Annotated in this window: 20 protein-coding genes; 4 read left to right on the top strand and 16 right to left on the bottom strand. The window is 42.0% G+C overall.

All coding sequences use genetic code 11. The annotated features are described in order from the left end of the window. Nucleotides 1-42 precede the first annotated feature (42 nt). Entirely contained in the window at nt 43-645 is a 603-nt protein-coding gene (gene recU / locus PCY06_RS00125; RefSeq protein WP_045505953.1) for a Holliday junction resolvase RecU, read from the top strand. After that, on the top strand, nt 638-2776 hold the full coding sequence (gene pbp1a, locus PCY06_RS00130) for a penicillin-binding protein PBP1A (RefSeq protein WP_082307137.1): 2139 nt from the start codon (nt 638-640) through the stop codon (nt 2774-2776). Before recU ends, pbp1a begins: the two co-directional genes overlap by 8 nt. A gap of 111 nt (nt 2777-2887) precedes the next feature. On the opposite strand, the gene pepC is transcribed toward pbp1a, so the two are convergent. From pepC to rsmH, 13 genes are all read right to left on the bottom strand, one after another. Next, a complete protein-coding gene (pepC, locus tag PCY06_RS00135) occupies nt 2888-4222 on the bottom strand; it encodes an aminopeptidase C (RefSeq protein WP_082307138.1) in 1335 nt (444 codons plus the stop codon). A 78-nt stretch (nt 4223-4300) separates the two neighbouring features. Continuing rightward, nucleotides 4301-4861, bottom strand: a complete 561-nt coding sequence (locus PCY06_RS00140; RefSeq protein ID WP_049553156.1) for a GNAT family N-acetyltransferase — start codon at nt 4859-4861, stop codon at nt 4301-4303. 47 nt (nt 4862-4908) lie between these two features. Beyond that, complete coding sequence (gene nadE / locus PCY06_RS00145; protein WP_082307139.1) at nt 4909-5733, bottom strand: ammonia-dependent NAD(+) synthetase; 825 nt, start codon at nt 5731-5733, stop codon at nt 4909-4911. Next, nucleotides 5730-7190 (bottom strand): nicotinate phosphoribosyltransferase, encoded by a 1461-nt coding sequence (locus tag PCY06_RS00150; protein WP_082307140.1) that lies wholly within the window; start codon nt 7188-7190, stop codon nt 5730-5732. Before PCY06_RS00150 ends, nadE begins: the two co-directional genes overlap by 4 nt. Before the next feature lie 221 nt (nt 7191-7411). Further along, a complete protein-coding gene (gene trxB / locus PCY06_RS00155; protein WP_082307141.1) occupies nt 7412-8326 on the bottom strand; it encodes a thioredoxin-disulfide reductase in 915 nt (304 codons plus the stop codon). 63 nt (nt 8327-8389) lie between these two features. Continuing rightward, entirely contained in the window at nt 8390-8614 is a 225-nt protein-coding gene (locus tag PCY06_RS00160) for a DUF4059 family protein (protein WP_045772959.1), read from the bottom strand. Nucleotides 8615-8719: 105 nt separating this feature from the next. Further along, a complete protein-coding gene (locus PCY06_RS00165; protein WP_061596066.1) occupies nt 8720-9463 on the bottom strand; it encodes an amino acid ABC transporter ATP-binding protein in 744 nt (247 codons plus the stop codon). Continuing rightward, complete coding sequence (locus PCY06_RS00170) at nt 9463-10272, bottom strand: amino acid ABC transporter permease (protein ID WP_008808572.1); 810 nt, start codon at nt 10270-10272, stop codon at nt 9463-9465. The genes PCY06_RS00165 and PCY06_RS00170 overlap by 1 nt, the downstream gene beginning before the upstream one ends. Nucleotides 10273-10441: 169 nt before the next feature. After that, nucleotides 10442-11785 carry a DEAD/DEAH box helicase gene (locus tag PCY06_RS00175; RefSeq protein ID WP_105165073.1) on the bottom strand — a complete coding sequence of 448 codons (1344 nt, stop codon included), beginning with the start codon at nt 11783-11785 and terminating at the stop codon, nt 10442-10444. A gap of 99 nt (nt 11786-11884) precedes the next feature. Further along, nucleotides 11885-12868: a phospho-N-acetylmuramoyl-pentapeptide-transferase gene (gene mraY, locus PCY06_RS00180; RefSeq protein ID WP_045634202.1), complete on the bottom strand. Its 984-nt coding sequence runs from the start codon at nt 12866-12868 to the stop codon at nt 11885-11887. 1 nt (nt 12869) lies between these two features. After that, nucleotides 12870-15125, bottom strand: a complete 2256-nt coding sequence (pbp2X, locus tag PCY06_RS00185) for a penicillin-binding protein PBP2X (protein ID WP_082307142.1) — start codon at nt 15123-15125, stop codon at nt 12870-12872. A 3-nt stretch (nt 15126-15128) separates the two neighbouring features. Then, complete coding sequence (ftsL, locus tag PCY06_RS00190; RefSeq protein WP_012000070.1) at nt 15129-15449, bottom strand: cell division protein FtsL; 321 nt, start codon at nt 15447-15449, stop codon at nt 15129-15131. 8 nt (nt 15450-15457) lie between these two features. Beyond that, nucleotides 15458-16408 (bottom strand): 16S rRNA (cytosine(1402)-N(4))-methyltransferase RsmH, encoded by a 951-nt coding sequence (gene rsmH / locus PCY06_RS00195; RefSeq protein ID WP_012000069.1) that lies wholly within the window; start codon nt 16406-16408, stop codon nt 15458-15460. A 184-nt stretch (nt 16409-16592) separates the two neighbouring features. On the opposite strand from rsmH, the gene PCY06_RS00200 reads away from it, so the two are divergent. Together PCY06_RS00200 and PCY06_RS00205 are read left to right on the top strand one after the other, a co-directional pair. After that, a complete protein-coding gene (locus tag PCY06_RS00200) occupies nt 16593-16808 on the top strand; it encodes a helix-turn-helix transcriptional regulator (RefSeq protein WP_012000068.1) in 216 nt (71 codons plus the stop codon). Nucleotides 16809-16854: 46 nt separating this feature from the next. Then, nucleotides 16855-17394, top strand: a complete 540-nt coding sequence (locus PCY06_RS00205) for a DUF3278 domain-containing protein (RefSeq protein WP_082307143.1) — start codon at nt 16855-16857, stop codon at nt 17392-17394. A gap of 215 nt (nt 17395-17609) precedes the next feature. Here the strand turns inward: PCY06_RS00205 and PCY06_RS00210 are convergent, their stop codons facing one another. From PCY06_RS00210 to glyQ, 3 genes are read right to left on the bottom strand one after another with little or no spacing between them, the layout of a single operon-like run. Continuing rightward, nucleotides 17610-17867 carry a DUF896 family protein gene (locus tag PCY06_RS00210; RefSeq protein WP_008808564.1) on the bottom strand — a complete coding sequence of 86 codons (258 nt, stop codon included), beginning with the start codon at nt 17865-17867 and terminating at the stop codon, nt 17610-17612. Nucleotides 17868-17889: 22 nt separating this feature from the next. Then, complete coding sequence (glyS, locus tag PCY06_RS00215) at nt 17890-19929, bottom strand: glycine--tRNA ligase subunit beta (protein WP_082307144.1); 2040 nt, start codon at nt 19927-19929, stop codon at nt 17890-17892. 2 nt (nt 19930-19931) lie between these two features. Next, entirely contained in the window at nt 19932-20849 is a 918-nt protein-coding gene (gene glyQ / locus PCY06_RS00220; RefSeq protein ID WP_008808562.1) for a glycine--tRNA ligase subunit alpha, read from the bottom strand. Nucleotides 20850-20960: the final 111 nt, after the last annotated feature.

Genomic DNA, 20960 nt, shown 5'->3' on the forward strand with positions numbered 1-20960 from the left:
ATGGTATAATAGAGTGATGTTATTGTACCAATAAGGAGTTTTATGGTCAACTATCCGCATAAGCTTACATCTAAAAATAACATAAAAAAAGTGAAAAAAGAGACTGTCGATTTCGCTAATCGGGGAATGACTTTTGAAAAAATGATTAACGACACCAATGATTATTACCTTAGTCGTGGATTAGCTGTTATTCATAAAAAGCCTACACCCGTGCAAATTGTCAAAGTTGATTATCCTAAGCGAAGCCGTGCCAAGATTGTCGAGGCCTACTTTCGCCAAGCATCTACTACGGACTACTCGGGAGTTTACCGTGGGCATTACATTGATTTTGAAGCCAAGGAAACGCGGCAAAAGCAATCTATGCCTATGAAAAATTTTCATGCACACCAGATTGAACATATGGATCAAGTGCTCAATCAAGGCGGGATTTGCTTTGTCTTACTTCACTTTTCTAGTCTGAAGGAAACCTACCTCCTTCCTGCTCCCTACTTAATTGAGTTTTATAAGATTGATAAGGGTGGGAAATCCATGCCCCTGGATTATATTCAGAAACATGGTTATCTCATTGAACAAAACATCCTTCCCAGCATACCTTATCTTGATATTATCTCAAAAAATTTACTAGGTGGTCACTCTAATGAATAAACAAACCTTAATGACAGCCCTAAAATGGGTTGCAAGCGGCCTTATCTCACTCTTTCTTTTGGGACTTCTGCTAGGAAGTTGTCTCTTCTTCTACTATGTGAGCAAGGCCCCTGAATTATCAGAAAGCAAGCTCGTTGCTACTACTTCCAGCAAAATTTATGATAGCCAAAATAACCTTATCGCAGATTTGGGATCTGAAAAGCGCGTAAATGTTACCACTGATCAAATTCCAACTGATTTGGTCAATGCTATTGTTGCTATTGAAGACCATCGTTTCTTCAATCACCGTGGAGTTGACTCCATTCGGATCATCGGCTCTATCTTTAATAATATTCTTAGGAGGTCGAATGGGCTTCAGGGTGGTTCTACCTTGACCCAACAGTTGATTAAACTAACATATTTCTCTACCTCTAAAGCAGACCAGACAGTCTCACGTAAAGCTCAGGAAGCTTGGTTGGCTTTCCAACTAGAAAGAACAGCTACAAAGCAACAAATTCTGACCTATTATGTCAATAAGGTTTACATGTCTAATGGGAACTATGGGATGCAGACCGCAGCACAAAGTTTTTATGGTAAGGACTTAAAAGACCTAAGCTTGCCTCAATTAGCCTTGCTTGCCGGAATGCCCCAAGCTCCAAACCAATATGATCCATACTCTCAACCAGAAGCAGCACTTCAACGTCGTAACTTGGTTTTATCTGAGATGTACCAACTGAAATACATCACTGCTGAACAGTATGAACAAGCTATCAATACTCCTGTTACTGACGGTTTGCAAAGCTTGAAGAACTCTGCGTCTTATCCAGCTTATATGGATAACTATTTAAAACAAGTTATCGAGCAGGTCGAAAAAGAAACAGGCTATAACTTGCTGACTACTGGTATGGAAGTCTACACCAATGTCAATACTGACGCTCAAAAGCAACTGTGGGAGATCTATAACTCCGATACCTATGTTAACTACCCAGACGATGAACTTCAAGTCGCTTCCACAGTTATGGATGTAACAAACGGTAAAGTCATTGCCCAACTTGGAGCTCGTAAACAGTCCACTAATGTTTCATTTGGTACGAACCAAGCCGTTGAAACCAATCGGGACTGGGGTTCAACTATGAAACCTATCACAGATTATGCACCAGCTATCGAAGATGGGGTCTATAGTGCAACATCTGCAACTATTGCAGATGCTCCTTATAATTTCCCTGGCTCTAGCACTCCTGTCTACAACTGGGATATGCGCTACTATGGTAATATAACCATGCAATATGCCATCCAAGAATCACGGAACGTCCCAGCAGTTAAAACTTTGGAAGCTGTTGGCCTCAAACAATCCCTTAAGTTCTTGAATAAGATTGGTATCAACTATCCAGAAATGCACTATTCAAATGCCATTTCAAGTAATACCAACAAATCTGGAAACGAATATGGCGCAAGCAGTGAGAAGATGGCTGCGGCCTATGCAGCTTTTGCTAATGGAGGAACCTACTACAAACCTCAATATGTCAATAGAATTGTCTTTAGCGATGGTACTGAAAAAGTCTTCTCTAATGAAGGTTCAAGAGCCATGAAAGAAACAACCGCCTACATGATGACAGATATGATGAAGACTGTTTTGACATCCGGAACAGGTACAAATGCAGCAATTTCTGGTGTCTATCAGGCTGGGAAAACTGGTACTTCTAACTATGCAGACGATGAATTAACCAAACTTACAAAACCTTATTACGGCTCTAGTATTGTAACTCCAGATGAGCTCTTCGTCGGTTACACCCCTCAGTATTCAATGGCTGTATGGACTGGTTATTCAAACCGCTTTACACCAGTTCTTGATGATGGGGTCAAGGTTGCAACTGATGTCTATCGGTCTATGATGACTTTCTTGAATACCAATGGAAACGAAGACTGGGAGCAACCAAATGGGGTTTATCGAGTTGGTTACTATCTATACCTAAACGGATCTAATCCATATCGATACTATATCCAACCTTCCTCAACTTCAGAAGAATCATCTTCTTCTGAGGAAGAGTCTTCTTCAAGTAGTTCGGAATCTTCTACTACTTCCGAATCAAGTTCATCCTCTACTTCTAATCCTCAAGAAAGCAAACCGCAAACTAATAACGGTCAGCGCTAATGTTTGGAAGATCAACATAAAAACTCTATCTTCTCTCATATGAGAAGATAGAGTTTTTTTATTTAGAAAAGGCCTTATATAGCTATAAGGACCTTCTTCATAAATATTCTTTTATAGGGCTAAGGCTCCCATTGGATCCCACGGAGCCAAGACAATAGGCTCTGCTTCATAAGCAGCTAATTCCGCTTCAGTCAAAAATTCTTTGCGCACTACGATCTGGTAGGTATATTCATCCATCCAAGAGTCAGAGGCTACAAAGTAACCCTTGTTACCAACCTTTTCGCCCCAAGAGTTTTCGACCTTCCATTTCTTGGCTTTTCCATTTTCATCCAAGTCCACCCCTGTCAAAACCATTGCATGGGTCATCAGACTTTCGCTATAGTCCAAACGTCCTGCCTTGTCTTGAGTCAACTGGATATCCATACTAGAAGTGAAGTCATACATGCCGTCAGCCATAATACCCGCTTTACGATTGCTAGACTGTCCAACATCAGAACCAAACCACACGGTCTCGCCAGCTTGCATTTGGGCGATAGCCAGCTCTTTTAGCCTGTCCATTTCAACATTCAAATAACGAACTGGCTTGCTACCAACGACATTACCCAGCATCTCAACTGTATAGGACTTACCATAAGGCTTGTCTGCAGTTGGCGCATTGATGATAGAGACATAATCGTCTAATTTGAGATCAACATATTTTTTGAAGAAAACTTGTGGTGTCAATCCGCTCTCACTATGAAAATTGTTATCTTTATCGCGATAAGAGAAGTCGAATTGGCGAGGCGGTAAACCTAAATTCATAGCTAGGAAGTTAAAGACTTCCTGGAGAAGTTCTTCTTTCTTAGCCTGAAGTTCGGCTGATTCTGCCCCTTTCGCTGCTAATTCTCGCAAAATCTGTGCATCTTGTCGCAGGAGTTTATTAAGAATCTGATTGAGCTCACGGCTATTGCTGGATGAGATAGACTCTGGATAGACCGACTTAGGCACGACGCCGTATTTCTCAAAAAGCGCCACGACCATATCCCATTGACCGCCATCCTGCTGGGGAGTATCTAAGAGAAACTTAACCTTGAGGCTGGTCAATTCTTGGTCAGCTGTCGCCAGCACCTGCTCTAAGAACCAGTTGGATTTCTCATATTTATCCCAAAAGAAAGTGTGAGCCTGAGATAGCTCAAAATCTTCCAGTTGGAAACCAGCAATCATCTTGTGGCGGAAGGTATTAAGAGCTGCAAACATCCAACAGCGTCCTGAAGCTTTCTGGTCACTGACCTTGTCCTTAGTAAGATCCAGTGAAAAGATAGGTGTATTTTCCACAGCGGCGCTTCGCTTCTCTAAGGAAGCCAAAAGGCCATTGTGACTGATTGCATTTTCCATCGCTGCAAACTTGGGATTGGCCTCATAAGCAGCATACAGCTTATCTGTAAAATTTTGTTCTAACGAATGCATAGAATCCTCCTTGTCATTATACATCTATTATAGAACTTTAAAAAAGGAGTGCAAGTAAAAAGGCTAGACAAAAGAGTCCTAGCCTTTTTCTAAATCAGATTTTAGGATGCCATAGACGGAAAAATCTTTGACTTGTCCTTTATGCAATACAGCCTGACGGAAAGTACCTTCGTAGCTCATGCCAGCCTTAGCCATAACACGCCCCGAAGCTGGATTGGCTGTTACAAATCTTGCTGTGACACGATTGAAGTCTGCGTCTTGCAAGAGATAGTTCAAAACAGCTTTCAAAGCTTCTGTCATCAGCCCCTGCCCCCAATAGTCTTTACTTAAAATGTAACCGACCTCGCAATCATTGACCGTATCATCTCTATCAACCACACTGATATCACCAAGCACTTGTTCAGGATTTTCCTTCAGGCAGATGGCCCACTTGTAAAAATCCATGTTTTGATAATTCTCAACCCAGCGAGCAATAGACTGTTGGGTGACTTCAGGACTCTCGTGAGCATCCCAGGTCACATGCAGTAAATTATCTGGACGAGAAGCCCAGTTGTCATACATAGCTTGAGCATCTGATTCCAGAAAAGGTCTTAGCAAAAGACGTTTGGTTTCAATAGACTGTGTACCTATCTTTTTCATCGTTTTCTCGTTTCTTGGCTCGGACTAAAAAGTTACGATAGAGATTTTCACTTCCAAAATTCGTCAAAAATCGTAATTGGCAAATGGCGTTTATGCTGACCTTTATGCCACCAAGACTCGATAGTTTCTTGGGCGTGGGCTGAAACGGACTTGCCTTCGAGATAATCGTCAATTTCATTATAAGTCACGCCTAGAGCGACTTCATCTGCAATCCCAGGTTTTTCCTCTTCCAAATCAGCCGTCGGCACCTTTTCATAGAGAGCCGGATCAGCTCCTAAAGTGGCCAAAAGCTGCTTGCCTTGACGTTTATTGAGGCGGTAAAGTGGTAAGATATCTGCTCCGCCATCCCCAAACTTGGTGAAAAAGGCGGTGACATTTTCTGCTGCGTGATCGGTCCCAATAACAGCCCCACTGTATGAACCAGCCAAAGCATACTGGGCAATCATACGGCTGCGAGCCTTGATATTACCCTTGTTAAAATCAGAGACTTTGGCCCCCGTTGCCTCCACAGCCTTTGTCATGGCATCAGCAGATTCCTTGATATTGACTGTCAGACTGACATCAGGCTGGATAAAAGCCAGAGCCTTTTGCGCATCATCTTCATCTGCCTGAACACCGTAAGGCAAACGAACTGCGATAAAGCGATAGCTATCATCTCTAGTTTCAGCCCGCATTTCCTCTACAGCCAGCTGAGCCAAGCGACCAGCCAAGGTTGAATCCTGACCACCAGAAATTCCCAAAACATAACTTTTCAAAAAAGGGTGCTTTCTCAGATAGGCCTTGAGAAAGTCCACCGACTTGCGGATTTCTTCCTCCGGGTCAATGATTGGTTTGACACCCAGTTGAGCGATGATTTCTTCTTGTAGACTCATTTTTCTGCTCCTGTCTGGTAGGCTTTCTTGCGCATCTGGTCAATCAAAACCATCTTATCTTGCCAAATATCTCGAGCCAGGTCAACTGGATAATCCTGTGGATTAAGAACCCGCTTGTACTCGTCCCAAAGTTTATCAAATTCCTTACGGGCATAGGCTTGAATTTCAGTCAGGCTCCGCTTTTCATAAACAAGATTTCCCTCTTGGAAAATATCCACCAAAAGCGGTACTGCATCAAAATCCTTAACCGTCTTATTAATGTATGTGTAGGTAGGATGGAACATTTCTAACTCTTCCAAGCCATTGACATCAATGCCGTCATAGGTAATGTAATCTCCCTCAGACTTCCCTTTTTCCCGACTGGTAATGCGCCAAACTTGCTTCTTACCTGGGGTAGAAACTTTTTCGGCATTATTGGACAGCTTGATAGTATTGCGCAATTCTCCAGTCTCATCTTCAATAGCAACAATCTTATAAACCGCCCCTAAAGCCGGCTGGTCGTAGGCTGTAATAAGCTTGGTTCCCACGCCCCAGACATCTATCTTAGCCTTTTGCATTTTCAAGTTGAGAATGGTATTTTCATCCAGATCATTGGACGCATAAATCTTAGCATCAGGGAAGCCAGCTTCATCTAATTGCTGCCGAACTTTCTTAGAAATATAAGCAAGGTCTCCCGAATCAATGCGGACGCCCAGAAACTTAATCTTGTCTCCTAGCTCACGCGCCACCCGAATAGCTGCCGGAACACCCAAACGCAATGTATCGTAGGTATCTACTAGGAAAACACAGTTATGATGAGTCTCAGCGTAAGCTTTAAAGGCATCGTAATCATTGCCGTAAACTTGAACGAGGGCATGAGCATGCGTTCCTAAGACAGGGATATCAAAGAGCTTGCCAGCCCGGACATTGCTGGTACCGTTAGCTCCGCCAATCACCGCAGCCCGAGTTCCCCAGATAGCTGCATCCATTTCTTGAGCACGGCGAGTTCCAAACTCCATCAGGGGCTCATCTTCGATAACAGAACGGATACGGGCTGCCTTAGTGGCAATCAGGGTCTGAAAATTAACGATATTGAGCAGAGCGGTCTCCACAAGCTGACACTGAGCCAGAGGACCTTCCACTTGCACAATTGGCTCATTGGCAAAAACTAAGTCCCCTTCCTGAGCCGACCGTACACTAAGGCTCATCTTTAAATTCCGCAAGTAATCTAAGAAGTCTCCATGATAACCCAAGGACTCAAGATAGTCTAAATCACTCTGGCTGAACGTCAGATTATTGAGATAGGAAATAATTCTTTCTAAGCCCGCAAAGACAGCGTAGCCGTTATTAAAAGGATTCTTACGGAAAAAAACTTCAAAGACTGCACGTTTGTTATGGATATTCTGATTGAAATAAACCTGCATCATATTGATTTGATACAAGTCTGTATGTAAGGTTAAACTATCATCTGGAAACATATTTTCTCCTTTATAAACTGCATGGATTTTACTTATTATATCATAAATTTACAATTAAGAGGTTATAGGGAAATAGTCCGGCAATTAGAAAATTAAAATCATTCTTTCTCCAATTTAGCTAATAGCTATTTAATTTCTAATAAACCACTCCACAATTATGCCTCAAAAGCTTCAACAAATCAAAAAACCTTGTTAGTTTATGACTAACAAGGTTTTCGGTTTTATTCATTTTCAGAGATATATTTATAAGCTTCTTGACCCGCAATCGCTCCATCACCTACTGCTGTCGTAATCTGGCGTAAGTCTTTTTGACGGACATCTCCGATTGCGTAGATACCAGCTACTGAGGTCTTCATATGGTCATCTGTCACAATCCAACCTGATTCATCTCTTATACCCAAATCAGCTACAAACTCACTAACTGGATCCAAACCAACATAAATGAAGATACCACCAAAATCTGCTTGGCTAGTTTCACCTGTCTTAATATTTTTAAAGGTTACTCCAGTCACCTTACGCTCGTTACCATGAATAGCTTCAACGACTGAATCCCAGACAAAACTAATTTTTTCATTAGCAAAGGCACGATCTTGCAAAACCTTTTGTGCGCGTAATTGATCACGACGGTGAACAATGGTCACACTTTTAGCAAACTGGGTCAAGAAAATGGCTTCCTCAACTGCTGAGTCACCTCCACCGACAACTAGTAAGTCTTCATCACGGAAAAAAGCTCCATCACAAACTGCACAGTATGAAACACCCCGGCTATTAAATTCAGCCTCACCTGGCACATTGAGCTGACGGTGAAAGGCTCCTGTTGCAATAATAACAGTCTTACTTTCATAAACTTCGTCTTCTGTGATAACTTTTTTAAAATCACCCTGATCTTCAATTCTTTGAACATGACCAAAGATATGCTCTACTCCGAGATTTTCCAATGGCTCAAACATCTTTTCAGCCAATTCTGGACCGCTAATTAGGGCATAGCCAGGATAATTTTCAACATCTGCTGTATTATTCATTTGCCCGCCTGGAATACCAGCTTCCAACAAGGCAACTTTGAGGTTACTTCTTGCAGCATAAAGTGCCGCTGTCATTCCTGCAGGACCTGCTCCAATAATAATTGTATCGTACATGACTCCACCTTCTTTTGTTGTAATAATAATTATTCTAACGCCAATAAAAAACTTTTGCAAGCATTATGCTTTCAGCACTAAGAGAATGCCCATAACCGCAAAAGATAAAATAGGGATAGTCATAATATCAATCAAAAGTACATCAAACAAATGCGCCTGTCGTGCCTTTGCTGTCTTATCCTTGCGACTAGCCATTCTAGCTAAAATTAAAATCCCTGACAAACCGCCGATTAGGGCTGTTGTCAAAAGAAGACTCTCTATATAGAGAGAAAAAATTTGCTTTAACATTTAATCTCCTATGTTTTGGTCTATTTATGTCCAATAAGTCATGCTTATTTTGCTCAAAACAAACTCAGCTGGTAAAACCAACCGAGTTATCTTTTCTCCATTATATCAAATATAGGTTCGTTTGTAACTAGCAAAAAACTCTTTCGTCCGTTCTTCTTTCGGATTATTCATAATCTCATCAGGCTTACCACCTTCAATAATATGCCCCTTATCTAAAAAGAGAACCTTGTCAGCAACCTGTGAAACAAAGGACATATCATGACTAACCAAAATCATTGTTTGACCAGATCTTGCAGCATCAGCAATGGATTTTTCTACTTCACCAACAAGTTCAGGATCCAGAGCAGATGTAGGCTCATCTAGCAGGAGAACATCAGGCTTCATGGCCAGAGCCCTTGCCAAAGCTACCCGTTGTTTTTGACCACCTGATAAATGACGGGGATAATGATTTTCTCGATCTGATAAACCTACCTTGGCCAATTCTTCTTTAGCTATTTTAGTAGCTTCTTCATCCGATAGTTTCTTGACAACGAGCAGGCCTTCTTTTACGTTTTCCAGAGCAGTCCGTCTTTCAAATAGATTAAACTGCTGGAAAACCATGGCTAATTTTCGACGAAGTGTTAAGACTTCCTCCTGAGTAATTTGGGAAAAATCAACCCTAAAGTCATCAATCTCAATGATACCGCTGTCTGGAGTTTCCAAGTAATTCAGACTACGAAGAAAGGTTGATTTACCAGCTCCGGAGGAACCAATCAAGGCAATAACCTCTCCTTTTTGGATATCCAAACTAAGATTATCCAATACTGCCTGACCAGAGAAAGATTTACTGAGGTTAAAAATGTGAATCATTAAAGGATATCTCCTTTCGCTTGAATTGCTGAATCAATTGCAGCCGGCGTTTGAATGGCCATTTTTCTTTCGATAAAGCGACCAAATTGCTCAATCATAATATTGACAACCCAATAGACTAGAGCGACAGAGATGAAGCGCTCAAAATAACGGTAATCCGAACCACCTAAAATCTGGGCTTGGGCAAATACTTCTACCACTCCAGCACTAAAGGCCAGTGAAGTTCCTTTGGTCAAACCAATTAAGGAGTTGATCAGGGTTGGTGTAGCTACCACTGCTGCATTAGGAATAATCACACGACGGTATACTTGGGCATTGGTCATTCCCAGACTTCTAGCAGCTTCAATTTCTCCTTCACTAACAGAAAGGATTGCTGCCCGGATAGTTTCACTAGCATAAGCTGCCTCATTAAAAGCAAAAGCAACAACAGCAAAGATTGAGGCTGGGATTGCATTGATATTAAAGGCCGTTCCAAAACGTTGATTAATAACCTTTAGAGCTATAGGAATCCCATAGTATGTAAGCATCAATTGGACTAAGATAGGTGTCCCCCTTAAAAAACTGACAAACAAAGCCTGAATAGGGTACAGAACTTTGACACGGTTGATTTTGACAATAGCAAATATCAGAGCCAAAACCAAACCAAATAGGGCGCCGCCCAGGGTTAAAAATAAAGTTGTTGGTAATTTTTCAATAATTCTTGGCAGGGCATCAAAAACAGATCTTAAACTAAAATTTTGGCCATCTGGAATGGACTTCATTAATTCCTGATACCAGTTAGAAGCTAATATAACTAAACTTGCGTTCATCATTCAATCCTTTCATCATTCTCATTTAAGAAGGTCTATGCTCTTTTACTCGGTTTACTGTATCTGAATAACACAAGAAAAAAGATAGACCAGTATACTCTAGTCTATCACACCATTTTTATATCGAACAGTATAAATTATTTATCAAGGGTATAAGAAAATTTTATGACTAGAAGCTTTGGCGCTTGGCCTTGCGTTCTGCACGACCTCGAGCACGATTTTCAGCCCTCTTGGTCTTACGACGTTTTTCATTGACAGCCCACTGAATTTTTTTCTTATAGCCAGGTTTGATTTTCTTCTTTTTCTTTTTAACCAAACCAATCATTTCTGTATCAAGCTTCTCATAAGACTTTTCACGGTTGGCCCGACGATCTCGGTCATATGTATCCTGGAATTCACCGTTCTTTATCATCTTAGGAATGAACTTGATGCCCAGTTTCTCTAATTCACGAATATCAGAGTCATCACTTGGCTGATAAAGCGTAATGGCCGTACCAGGAAGTCCATTGCGTCCTGTTCTTCCCACTCGATGGACAAAGAAAGACAGGTCCTGCGGAATAGCATCATTGATGACATGACTGACCCCCTCAATATCAATTCCCCTTGCTGCTAGGTCAGTCGCAACAATATATTCAAAATCAAGATTTTTTACTTGATTCATAATCCGCTTGCGCTCACGTGGTGCAATATCACCGTGAATCTTAGCCACTTTCAAGCCTTGAGCAAGTAAGTAACTATGTAGCTCATCTGCTCGTGTCTTAGTATTGACAAAAATCATAGCCAAATAAGGCTGTAAAATTCTGCTGATTTCATAAATCTGAGCATTTTTATCACGCCCCTTTGTTGAGACCAGCCAATTTTCGATTGTATCAGAAATAACCGTTTTAGTCCTGATTTGCTCCATGACCGGATTGGACAGATATTTCTTCAAGAAAGGCTGTAGCTTCTGCGGAATAGTCGCTGAGAATACCAAAAATTGCAAATCTTTTGGCAAGCTTGAGGCGATTTTATCCACTGTTTCCAAGAAACCCATATCTAGTGTCATATCCGCCTCATCCACAACAAAGGTCTTGGCCTTATGAATGCCTAAATCTCCTGACTTGACCAAATCATAGATTCGGCCTGGTGTCCCGATAACAATATGAGGTTGGCTAAATTCAAGTTTATCAATTTGGCGGGTCTTGTCAGTCCCTCCTACATAGTTAGCAACACGAATTTCTTTATCAGAAAAAGAAGCAATCTGTCGAGTTGCTTGATAGATCTGGGTGGCTAACTCGCGGCTTGGTGCCGTAATCACAACTTGTACGTGTTCCTCATCTTCATTCAGCTTTTGAAAAATCGGTAGCAGAAAAGTATGGGTCTTCCCAGAACCTGTCTTTGATTCACCGACAAGGTCGCGCCCAGACAAAACAACTGGAATCAACTTCTCCTGTACCTCTGTTGCTTCAACAAACTTCAGATCCTCTAAAGCCTCCTGAATATAATTTTTAAAAGTAAATTCTGTAAATTTCATTTTTTCCTCTTATACTTATTCGTCCTATCTATTATAACAGAAATTATGGATTTTTAGCCATTTATATAAAAAGAAGGAGAACAATCGTTCTCCTTTTTCTTACAAATACAAAATCGCTAGAGTAATCAAACTTGCAACAAGGCCTATTCCCCAGAAGAGAAAATCCACCTTCCATTCACTCCAAGCTTTACCACGGCCAGAAAAACCACCAAGTTCAAAATGATGGTGAACTGGAGTCATACGGAAGATTCGTTTGCCTCCTGTCATCTTAAAGTAAGTAACTTGTAGCATGACTGAAGCTGTTTCAAATACATAGACAATCCCAATCAAAAGCAGGGTCCATTCTTGATGGAGGGCAATAGAGAGAGCCGCCAGCATACCTCCTAGAGCCAGACTACCTACGTCTCCCATAAAGATCTTAGCAGGTTTATGGTTAAATCCGAAGAAGCCAAGCAGGCCACCAATCATACTAAAGATCACAATCAGAAGGTCAAAACGTTTTTGTTCTAAAGCAATAACTGCATAAGCTCCCAAGCTGATCACGACGGAAATGCTTGCAAGACCATCAATTCCATCAGTTAGGTTGACTGCATTTGAAAAGCCAACCAACCAAAAGAGAACAAAGAAAATATAAAGAAAACCTAATTCCAGTGGAAAACCGAAAACGTTCAGCATGTCCCCGCCGCCATGGCGTTCAAAAAAGAGATAGAAAACCACGCCGCCCACCAGCTGCAAGAATAGTTTTTGTTTAGGATTCAGTCCCTCGTTGATTCGGCGGAAAACTTTTAAGAAATCATCTAAAAAGCCAACTAAACCGTACAAGAACAGAATAAACAAAATCGTTGTAACGCTGCTAGAAAGATTTCCTGAAAATAATGCAATGACAAAACTCGCCACAATCGAAGCCAAGAGGAAAACAGTCCCTCCCATAGTGGGTGTTCCAGCTTTGGCCTGGTGCTGTTTGACATCTTCGTGCATTTGTTGCCCGGAAATGCGGGCTTTTTGATAAAAACGAATAAAGGCAGGTATCCCAATAATTGTTAAAATCAAAGTAGTAATTCCTGCAATTATAGCTGTAAGCATCTTACTCTCCTAGTGTTATTGTTATTTCTTTGAGGTTCTTGATTGAGGTATTGGCTTTTACGCTCTGTCCAACAACCTTCGAACCTTCACCTTTGTAGGTAACCTTTATATCTAACCATTTGGCAAAGGTTGATGCGTTCTCTTTGGTCCAACCGTACATGTCTGGCATGTCATCCAGCTCATCTGTTAGAAGAAGGACTTGCTGGTTAGAAGCAACATTCTTACCTGCTTCAACAGATAATTTAGTGATACTACTTCCTGTACCAAGGATAATCGGCTGAACCAAATTACGACGTAGCTCTTCAGCATAAGAACCTGGTGATTTATCTTTGCCCTTTTCTTTTGTTTTAGGCATGGTGTACTTGGTTTCGGTAATGATATTATCCAAAACAGGAGTCGGAGTAGTTAGGCTTAGCGTATCCTTCATGGCAACCGCTTCTTCCAAAAGAGGATTAACTACTTCCTTCCATAAATCTGGATAGAACTTCTCCTCAGGCTGCTTCACTGTCACATACATGATGAAATCAGGATCTTCAGCCGGCGTCATAGCAACTACCGAATAGATGTATTCGCCTTCTAAGTATCCGCCCCCATCCTTAGCTTCTGCCGCAATCTGGGCCGTACCAGACTTGACCGCTACATCTTGACCTGGAACCTGAATGACCGGCACTCCATTTGTCTGTAAGGTACCAAAATTTGGATCTGTCCCAACAGTGATCATATACTTACGAGTCTCTTGAGCTGCTGTCTTCGAAACGGGGTTTCCAACAATTTCTCTCGAGCTTTTTCTAGCACTATTAGTCGCTGAATCATAAATTGCACTGATAAATTTAGGTTCCAACATGACACCGTCGTTAGCAATTGCAGTAAAACCACGTAGCATTTGAACTTGCGTTACGTTAATCCCTTGACCAAAGGAACTCATTGCAGTTGTAACGACGTTTTTATCCGGAAGATTGCCGACGTCTTCACCCATCATACCAAACCGCGTACGAACACCAAACTTGAATTTATCTAAATAATCACGCCACTTATCATCTCCCATCTTTTTCTCCAGACGGGCCATACCGATATTACTTGAATAGGCAAATCCTTGAGCATAAGTCAAGGTCTGACCAGTTGAGAGCCCCATATTGACTCCCCAGTCTTTGATGGTTGTATCCTCGATTTGAAACTCGTCATTAAAGTAGGTTTCATTGGCAGGGAAAGTATGATTATCGATAGCACTAGCCAAGGTAAATACTTTCATAGTTGATCCAGGCTCATAAGGGCTTTGATAAAGCAAGGTTGACCAATTGAAGTCTTTAGACAGACCTTCCTTGGTATCTGCATTAAAACTTGGGCGCTGAGTTGTTGCCAAAACTTCACCTGTCTTGGCACTAACCAGTGTTGCAGACACAAATTTCCCTTTGACCTTTTCCTGGAAGATATCCATTCTTGTCTCTAGATAGCTTTGTAGATGGCTAGAAATAGTCGTATAAACATCTTTACCATTTTCTGTGGCCACAGAGACTTGGTCCGAACCAGGCACAATATTTCCATTTTTATCGCGCTCATAGGTCACTAGGCCATCCCGTCCAGCCAAGATTTTATCCAAGGAATATTCCAAACCTGTTGAACCACGCAGACTCTTAGATCCATCTTCATTTTCTTCCAATTGGGCAATACCGACAAACTGAGAAGCAAAGGTTTCATTTGGATAGCTTCGGCTAGGGCTGGTATCAAAACTGATTCCTTTAACGCCAGCATCTTCCATAGACTTCTTAATATCTGTCATCGTTGCATAAGGAATATTATTTCCTTTGGCACCAAAATAGACCTGAGTCAATTTTTTCTGTGATAGTTGGCTCTTGGCATAATCGGTCTCAATGTCTAACTTATCGTGTAGAATTTGAGCCACTGTCTCATACTGAGAAGGCTCTACATAGAGAATCTCACCTGTAGCTGATTTATACTTTTTATCAATAATGGCATAGAGATTATAAGTCGTTGAATCTTCTGCAATGGCATTGCCGTTACGATCATAAATCGTTCCCCGCTTGGCCTGTACTGTTTTTTTAATCTGGTAAACTTTTTTAGCCTCCGCCACCAGGTCTACTCCAAATTTTCGACCAGACCCAATCAAGATAGCAAAGTTAATCAAAAAAACAAAGAAAAGAAAAACAGTCAGGATACTCAGATTTTTCCCCACTTGTTTTCGATTCATATTAGCTGTTTTTCGATTTTTTAAAGCATACCTTAAAATCTTATTCTTCATGCTTTATTCCGCCGTTTTTACGATTGCATTTTGCAAGGTCATTTCCTGAGAGCTGGCCAGGCCAGACAGTCTTTCCTTACGAGTTAAATCATTAATCTCTTGCTTGGCGTTATTAATTTCAACCTGCTTAGTGCTGACTTGGACATTTAAGTCCGTCAAATCATGCTGAACTTGCAAGAGTTTTGTTTGCATAAAGACAACACTAACGGCAATAATAATCGCTGTCAAGATAATCGAAGCATAAAATGCTTTCTCGATACGAGTGAACTTTTTAATCCGTGATTGGAGCTGCTGTCCTCTCGTTTCTTGGCTGTTATTTGGCATTTATTCCCTCACTTGTGTACTTTTTTCGCCACGCGCAATTTGGCTGAATGTGCTCGATTATTCAGCTCAAGCTCTTCTGCACTCGGCAAAATTGGCTTGCGACTGATTAATTCCAGTTTAGGTTTCAAGTCATCTGGAATAAAAGGCAAGCCCTTTGGCACGTCTACTGTCGAAGCCTCTTTAAAAAGTTGCTTGGTCAAGCGATCTTCCAAAGAATGAAAGGTGATGACTGAAATCCGACCATCTACCGCCAATAAATCAATTGCTTGCTGAATAGACTCATCAGCTGCTCCTAGCTCATCATTGACCTCAATCCGAATGGCTTGAAAAATCTGCTTGGCTGGATGCCCTTTTTTCTTTAATTCCTTGGCTGGCTTGGCAGATTTGATAATCTCTGCAAGCTCTGTCGTCGTTTCAATCGGCTTGATCTGCCTAGCTTGCTCAATTTTACGAGCAATTTGCTTTGAAAATTTATCTTCACCGTATTTAAAGAAAATACGCACTAAATCATGATAATCATAGTCATTAACTACTTGATAAGCGCTAAAATCCGCATGACGATTCATACGCATATCCAATGGTGCATCTTGTTTATAAGAAAAACCACGTTCTCGCTCATCTAATTGGGGACTTGAAACCCCTAAATCATAACAAATGCCATCAATCTCATCTACACCAAGTTTTTCTAACTGTAGTTTGAGATGGCGGAAATTATCCTGCACAAAAGTAACCATGCCTTTTTCGATGTATGGTGCTAAACGTTTTTTGGCATGTTCAATAGCTGTCGCATCTTGATCAAAAGCATAGAGATGCCCCTTGGGACTTAACTTACTTAGTAAATATTCACTATGGCCTGCCCCACCTAAGGTCGCATCAACATACACCCCATCAGGTTTAACATCTAAATAATCAATAGTTTCATGAAGAAGAACGGTTACATGATGAAATTCATTTGTCATATCTTATCTATTATACCATAATCAAAAGCAAAAAAAAATTTTAAAGAAAAAGTAGGACCAGGAAAAATAATCCTAAGCTTTTGTCGCATATACTTGACATAATCTCCAAAAAGGATTATACTATTTTAAAAGTCAAATATACACGACATTTGACTGGTGATAAAAAATAGAAAGGAAGGGTGTAATGAATCGTGTCAAAGAATTTCGAAAAGAAAAAAAGATGTCTCAGCTAGAGTTGGCCAAGTCCATCGGGGTATCACGGCAAACTATCAATATGATTGAAAACAACAAATACAATCCAACCTTGGAGCTCTGCATCAATCTAGCAAAAACGCTAGATACTGACCTCAACGCCCTCTTTTGGGATCCCCAGCTGACAGATGAAGATTCTGACGACTAAGAATTTTTCCTTGCAGCAATTTCATACCTAAAGAAAGGAAGCAAACATGAAAAAAGAAACATTCTCAGACAAGATGATCAAACGATTTTATGGCATTACTGGACCTTTGGACGAGCAAAAACGCCAACAGGCTGAGCATCTAGGAAATATAGGATTTATTTGGCTTTTCTTTATTCTGATTTTTGGCAATGCCATCGTCTTTCCACTGGCTTTTCGATGGCCTATAATTATTGCTGTTACCTATCCTATCCTGCTGGAAATCCTTATCCTCGGCTTCTGTGTCTATATAGTCATTCAAGCACGGCGCAAAGGAATTGATAATCTAGAGCTAGGACTTCAGGATGAAAAAGAAGAAAAAGCTATGAAACATGCTGGTCTCAAAGCAGGCTTCTCTTATTGGCTGCTCTTCTATCCTCTCTTTAGCATCATGATAGCTGTCATGGAAAAGAAAGATATCCTACAAGTTTTGCTTCAGCCTAAACTTATTATAGCCGGATTAGCTGCTGGTCTTGGATTTGGACTGATTATGCATTTTATTTCCAAAGGAAAGATTCGTCAAGCACAAAAAAGGGAGGAAGAAGAATGAACCTTCAATCTTATAGAAATACTATCTTAATTCTACTATTTGCTGTTTTTCTAGTCTGCCTCTTCTTTCTGAGGACCACAACAGATCCAGTTCTTTTTTGGATTCTAACCTTCACTTGCGTCGCCATTCTCTACATCAGCTATAAACTCTTAAAAAGGAAGAAAAAATAAAATAGTTGGCATTTCAGCTTATGCACTGAAATGTCAACTATTTTTTTATGAATTTGGATCATCTAGACTGCGGCCATGAAGACCTTTCTCGCGCTGAACTTGACGCAACTTCTCAGGCGTCACATCATTGCCATCTTCATCGACAATCTTGATACCTTCGATGTGATGGCGAACAGAGCGACGGTAGCCCTCGATATACTCTTCACGAAGCTTGGCTTGTTCCACTTTTTCCTCAGCAGTTAAGCCTTCCGTTTTTTTCTTTTTAGCCAGTTCATTAATACGGGCAATTTTTTTAGGATCCATGATTCTACCTCTCTCTTACCTTTTATTTGGTATTAATCTGATTAAACTGCGCCATTTGTCCTGCCTTGGCTGTCAAAGACGCTAGGAGAGCTAAGCGATTGTTACGCACAGTCTCATCTTCTGCCATGACCATGGTATGGTCAAAGAAAGCGTCGATAACTGGACTGAGGGCAAAGAGTTGGTCCAAATTGGCAGCTAAGTCAGATGTCAGCTCGACTTTTTCAATGGCCGCTGCCAAGTCTTTTTCCTCTTGATTTTCAAAAAGTGCTGGATTGACAGCGGTCTGCCCTTGGGATTTCTCAGCTAGATTGAAGACCCGAGATAGGCTTTCGACTGCTGACTTAAAGTTGTCTTCCTGAGCTTTTTCTGCTAAAAGCGCAGCAGTTTCTACTAAATCGCGTACGACGAAGTGAGTGCTTTGAAGAACAGCTGTCACGATGTCTTTTGGAATGCCGCGATCCATCATTTTCTCAACTCGGGCACGGAAGAAGTCCAGCACCGCCTCTTGATTGTCATAACTTAGACTATCAAACTTGAGTTCGTAAAGTCGGCTAACCAGCTGAGCCAAGTCAATGTTCCAGCCAAACTTGTCCAAGATACGCACAACACCCTGAGTCGCACGGCGCAGCGCATAAGGATCATTAGATCCGCTTGGAATCAAGCCAACTGAGAAGAAGGACAGAATGGTATCCAGCTTATCAGCCAGAGCCAATACCGCTCCGACCTTGGTGTCAGGCAATTCACCATCAGCTGATGTCGGCATATAGTGCTCCCGAATAGCAGCTGCCACTGCAGCATTCTCACCAGCCAGAAGAGCATACTTTTCACCCATGATACCTTGCAGCTCATCAAACTCACCAACCATGCCAGTCAGCAGGTCAAACTTATAAATAGCCGCTGCACGAGCCAAGTCGGCTGTTTCATCCGCATCCAATCCTGCTTCTTGCGCCAAGAGAGCAGCAATCTTGCCAGTCCGCTCCATGTGCTCTGCCAGAGAGCCAATCTTTTCGTGGAAGGTCACATTGCTCAGCTTTTCAACCAAGTCGGCAATAGCCAACTTTTGGTCTTCCCGCCAGAAGAATTCCCCATCTTCCAGACGAGCCACCAAGACTTTTTCATTTCCCTTGATGACATTTTCCAAATGCTCTGCATTTCCGTTACGGACAGAAATGAAGTGCGGCAAAAGTTTGCCTTCAGCATCGCGCACAACAAAGTAACGCTGGTGCTCTTTCATAGAAGTGACCAAGACTTCCTCTGGCACCTCTAAGTATTTGGCATCAAAATTACCCAAGAAAGCAGTTGGATATTCTACCAGATTCAACACTTCATTGAGCAGGTCTTCGTCAATTTCGATAAAAACCCCGTGCTCCTCTTCCAGTGCTCGAATCTGCTCGACAATCATATCTCCCCGTTCAAGAGGACTAGCAATGACAAACTGAGCCCGTAGGTCATCTTCATAGGAATCTGCTGAAGCAATCTCCATTTCTTGACCTAAGAAACGGTGTCCTCGGCTAGTACGACCGCTCTTGATGTCCAAGAAATCCAAGTCAAAGGCCTGCTCATCTAAGAGTACAGTTAAGGTGTGGACCGGACGGATGTATTCAAAGGTGTTGTTGGCCCAGTGCATGCTGACAGGGAAGGTCAAAGCTTGCAGAACTTCCGTCACTGCTGGAATGATCTCCTCTACCGGGCGACCGATCTCTTCCTTGGTCACATAGACGTATTCCTCCCCCTTGATTTCACGGAAAGTAATGTCCTCAACCGTCAAGCCCTTGCCACGGACAAAGCCTTCGGCAGCCTTGGTAAAGTTCCCATCAGCATCCAGTGCAATTTTCTTAGAAGGGCCTTTGAAATCTTCGGTCAAATCAGACTGCTTGTTCGCCAAGCCAACCACGCGCACTGCCAGACGACGAGGCGTAGAGAACATTTCAATTTTCTCAAAGGTCAGACGATGGTCTGTCAGGAAGGCTCCCATCTTGTCGCGCAACTGCTTCATGCTCGGTGTCACGACATAGGCTGGCATTTCCTCCAAGCCTAATTCAACTAATAAATTTTTTACCATGATTATTCTCCCTCCTCTGCCAAGAGTTTCTCGCGAGTCTCTGCATCCAAAAGCGGATAACCCAGACGCTTGCGCTCAGCCACAAAGGTCTTAGCCACAACACGCGCCAGATTACGAATACGGGCGATATAGCCAGCCCGCTCTGTCACGGATACAGCTCCACGCGCATCCAAGAGGTTAAAAGTATGCGAGCATTTGAGAACATAGTCATAGGCTGGGTGCACCAGATGTTCGTCCAGACAGCGCTTAGCTTCCGCTTCAAACCTCTCAAAATTCCCCAAGAGCAAGTCTTGGTCACTGACCTCAAAGCTGTACTTGGAATGCTCGTACTCAGGATGAGTGAAAATTTCACCATACTTAACGCCATCAGCCCACTCAATGTCGTAGACTGAGTCCACTTCTTGGATATAAGAAGCCAGACGCTCCAGACCATAAGTCACCTCAGCGGTCACCGGGTGAGTTGGTAGCCCTCCAACCTGCTGGAAGTAAGTGAACTGAGTGATTTCCATACCATCCAGCCAAACTTCCCAGCCCAGACCGGCTGATCCAGTTGATGGATTTTCCCAGTTATCCTCAACAAAGCGAATGTCGTGCTCCAGCGGATTGATGCCCAAGAGCTCCAAAGACTGCAAATAAAGTTCTTGGATATTGCTTGGGGAAGGCTTCATAACCACTTGAAATTGATGGTGCTGGTAAAGACGGTTAGGATTTTCCCCATAGCGCCCATCTGCTGGCCGGCGAGACGGCTCTACATAGGCCGCATTCCACGGCTCTGGCCCAATAGCTCGCAGGAAGGTATAGGGACTCATCGTTCCCGCCCCCTTCTCATTATCATAAGCCTGCATAAGCATACAACCCTGATCATTCCAGAACTGCTGTAAAGTCAAGATAATTTCTTGAAAAGTCAATTTTTTAGACATTAGTTACTCCTTTATTTTTTCATTTTAGCTCAGGGACTATCTTTCGCTCCGTTTGAACAAACAAAAGAACCTCATCCGACAGTCCTAGGCTATTGCGACCTAGGGGCGTCA

This window comes from Streptococcus sp. SG1, assembly GCF_030439935.1.
Taxonomy (GTDB): Bacteria; Bacillota; Bacilli; order Lactobacillales; family Streptococcaceae; genus Streptococcus; species Streptococcus gordonii.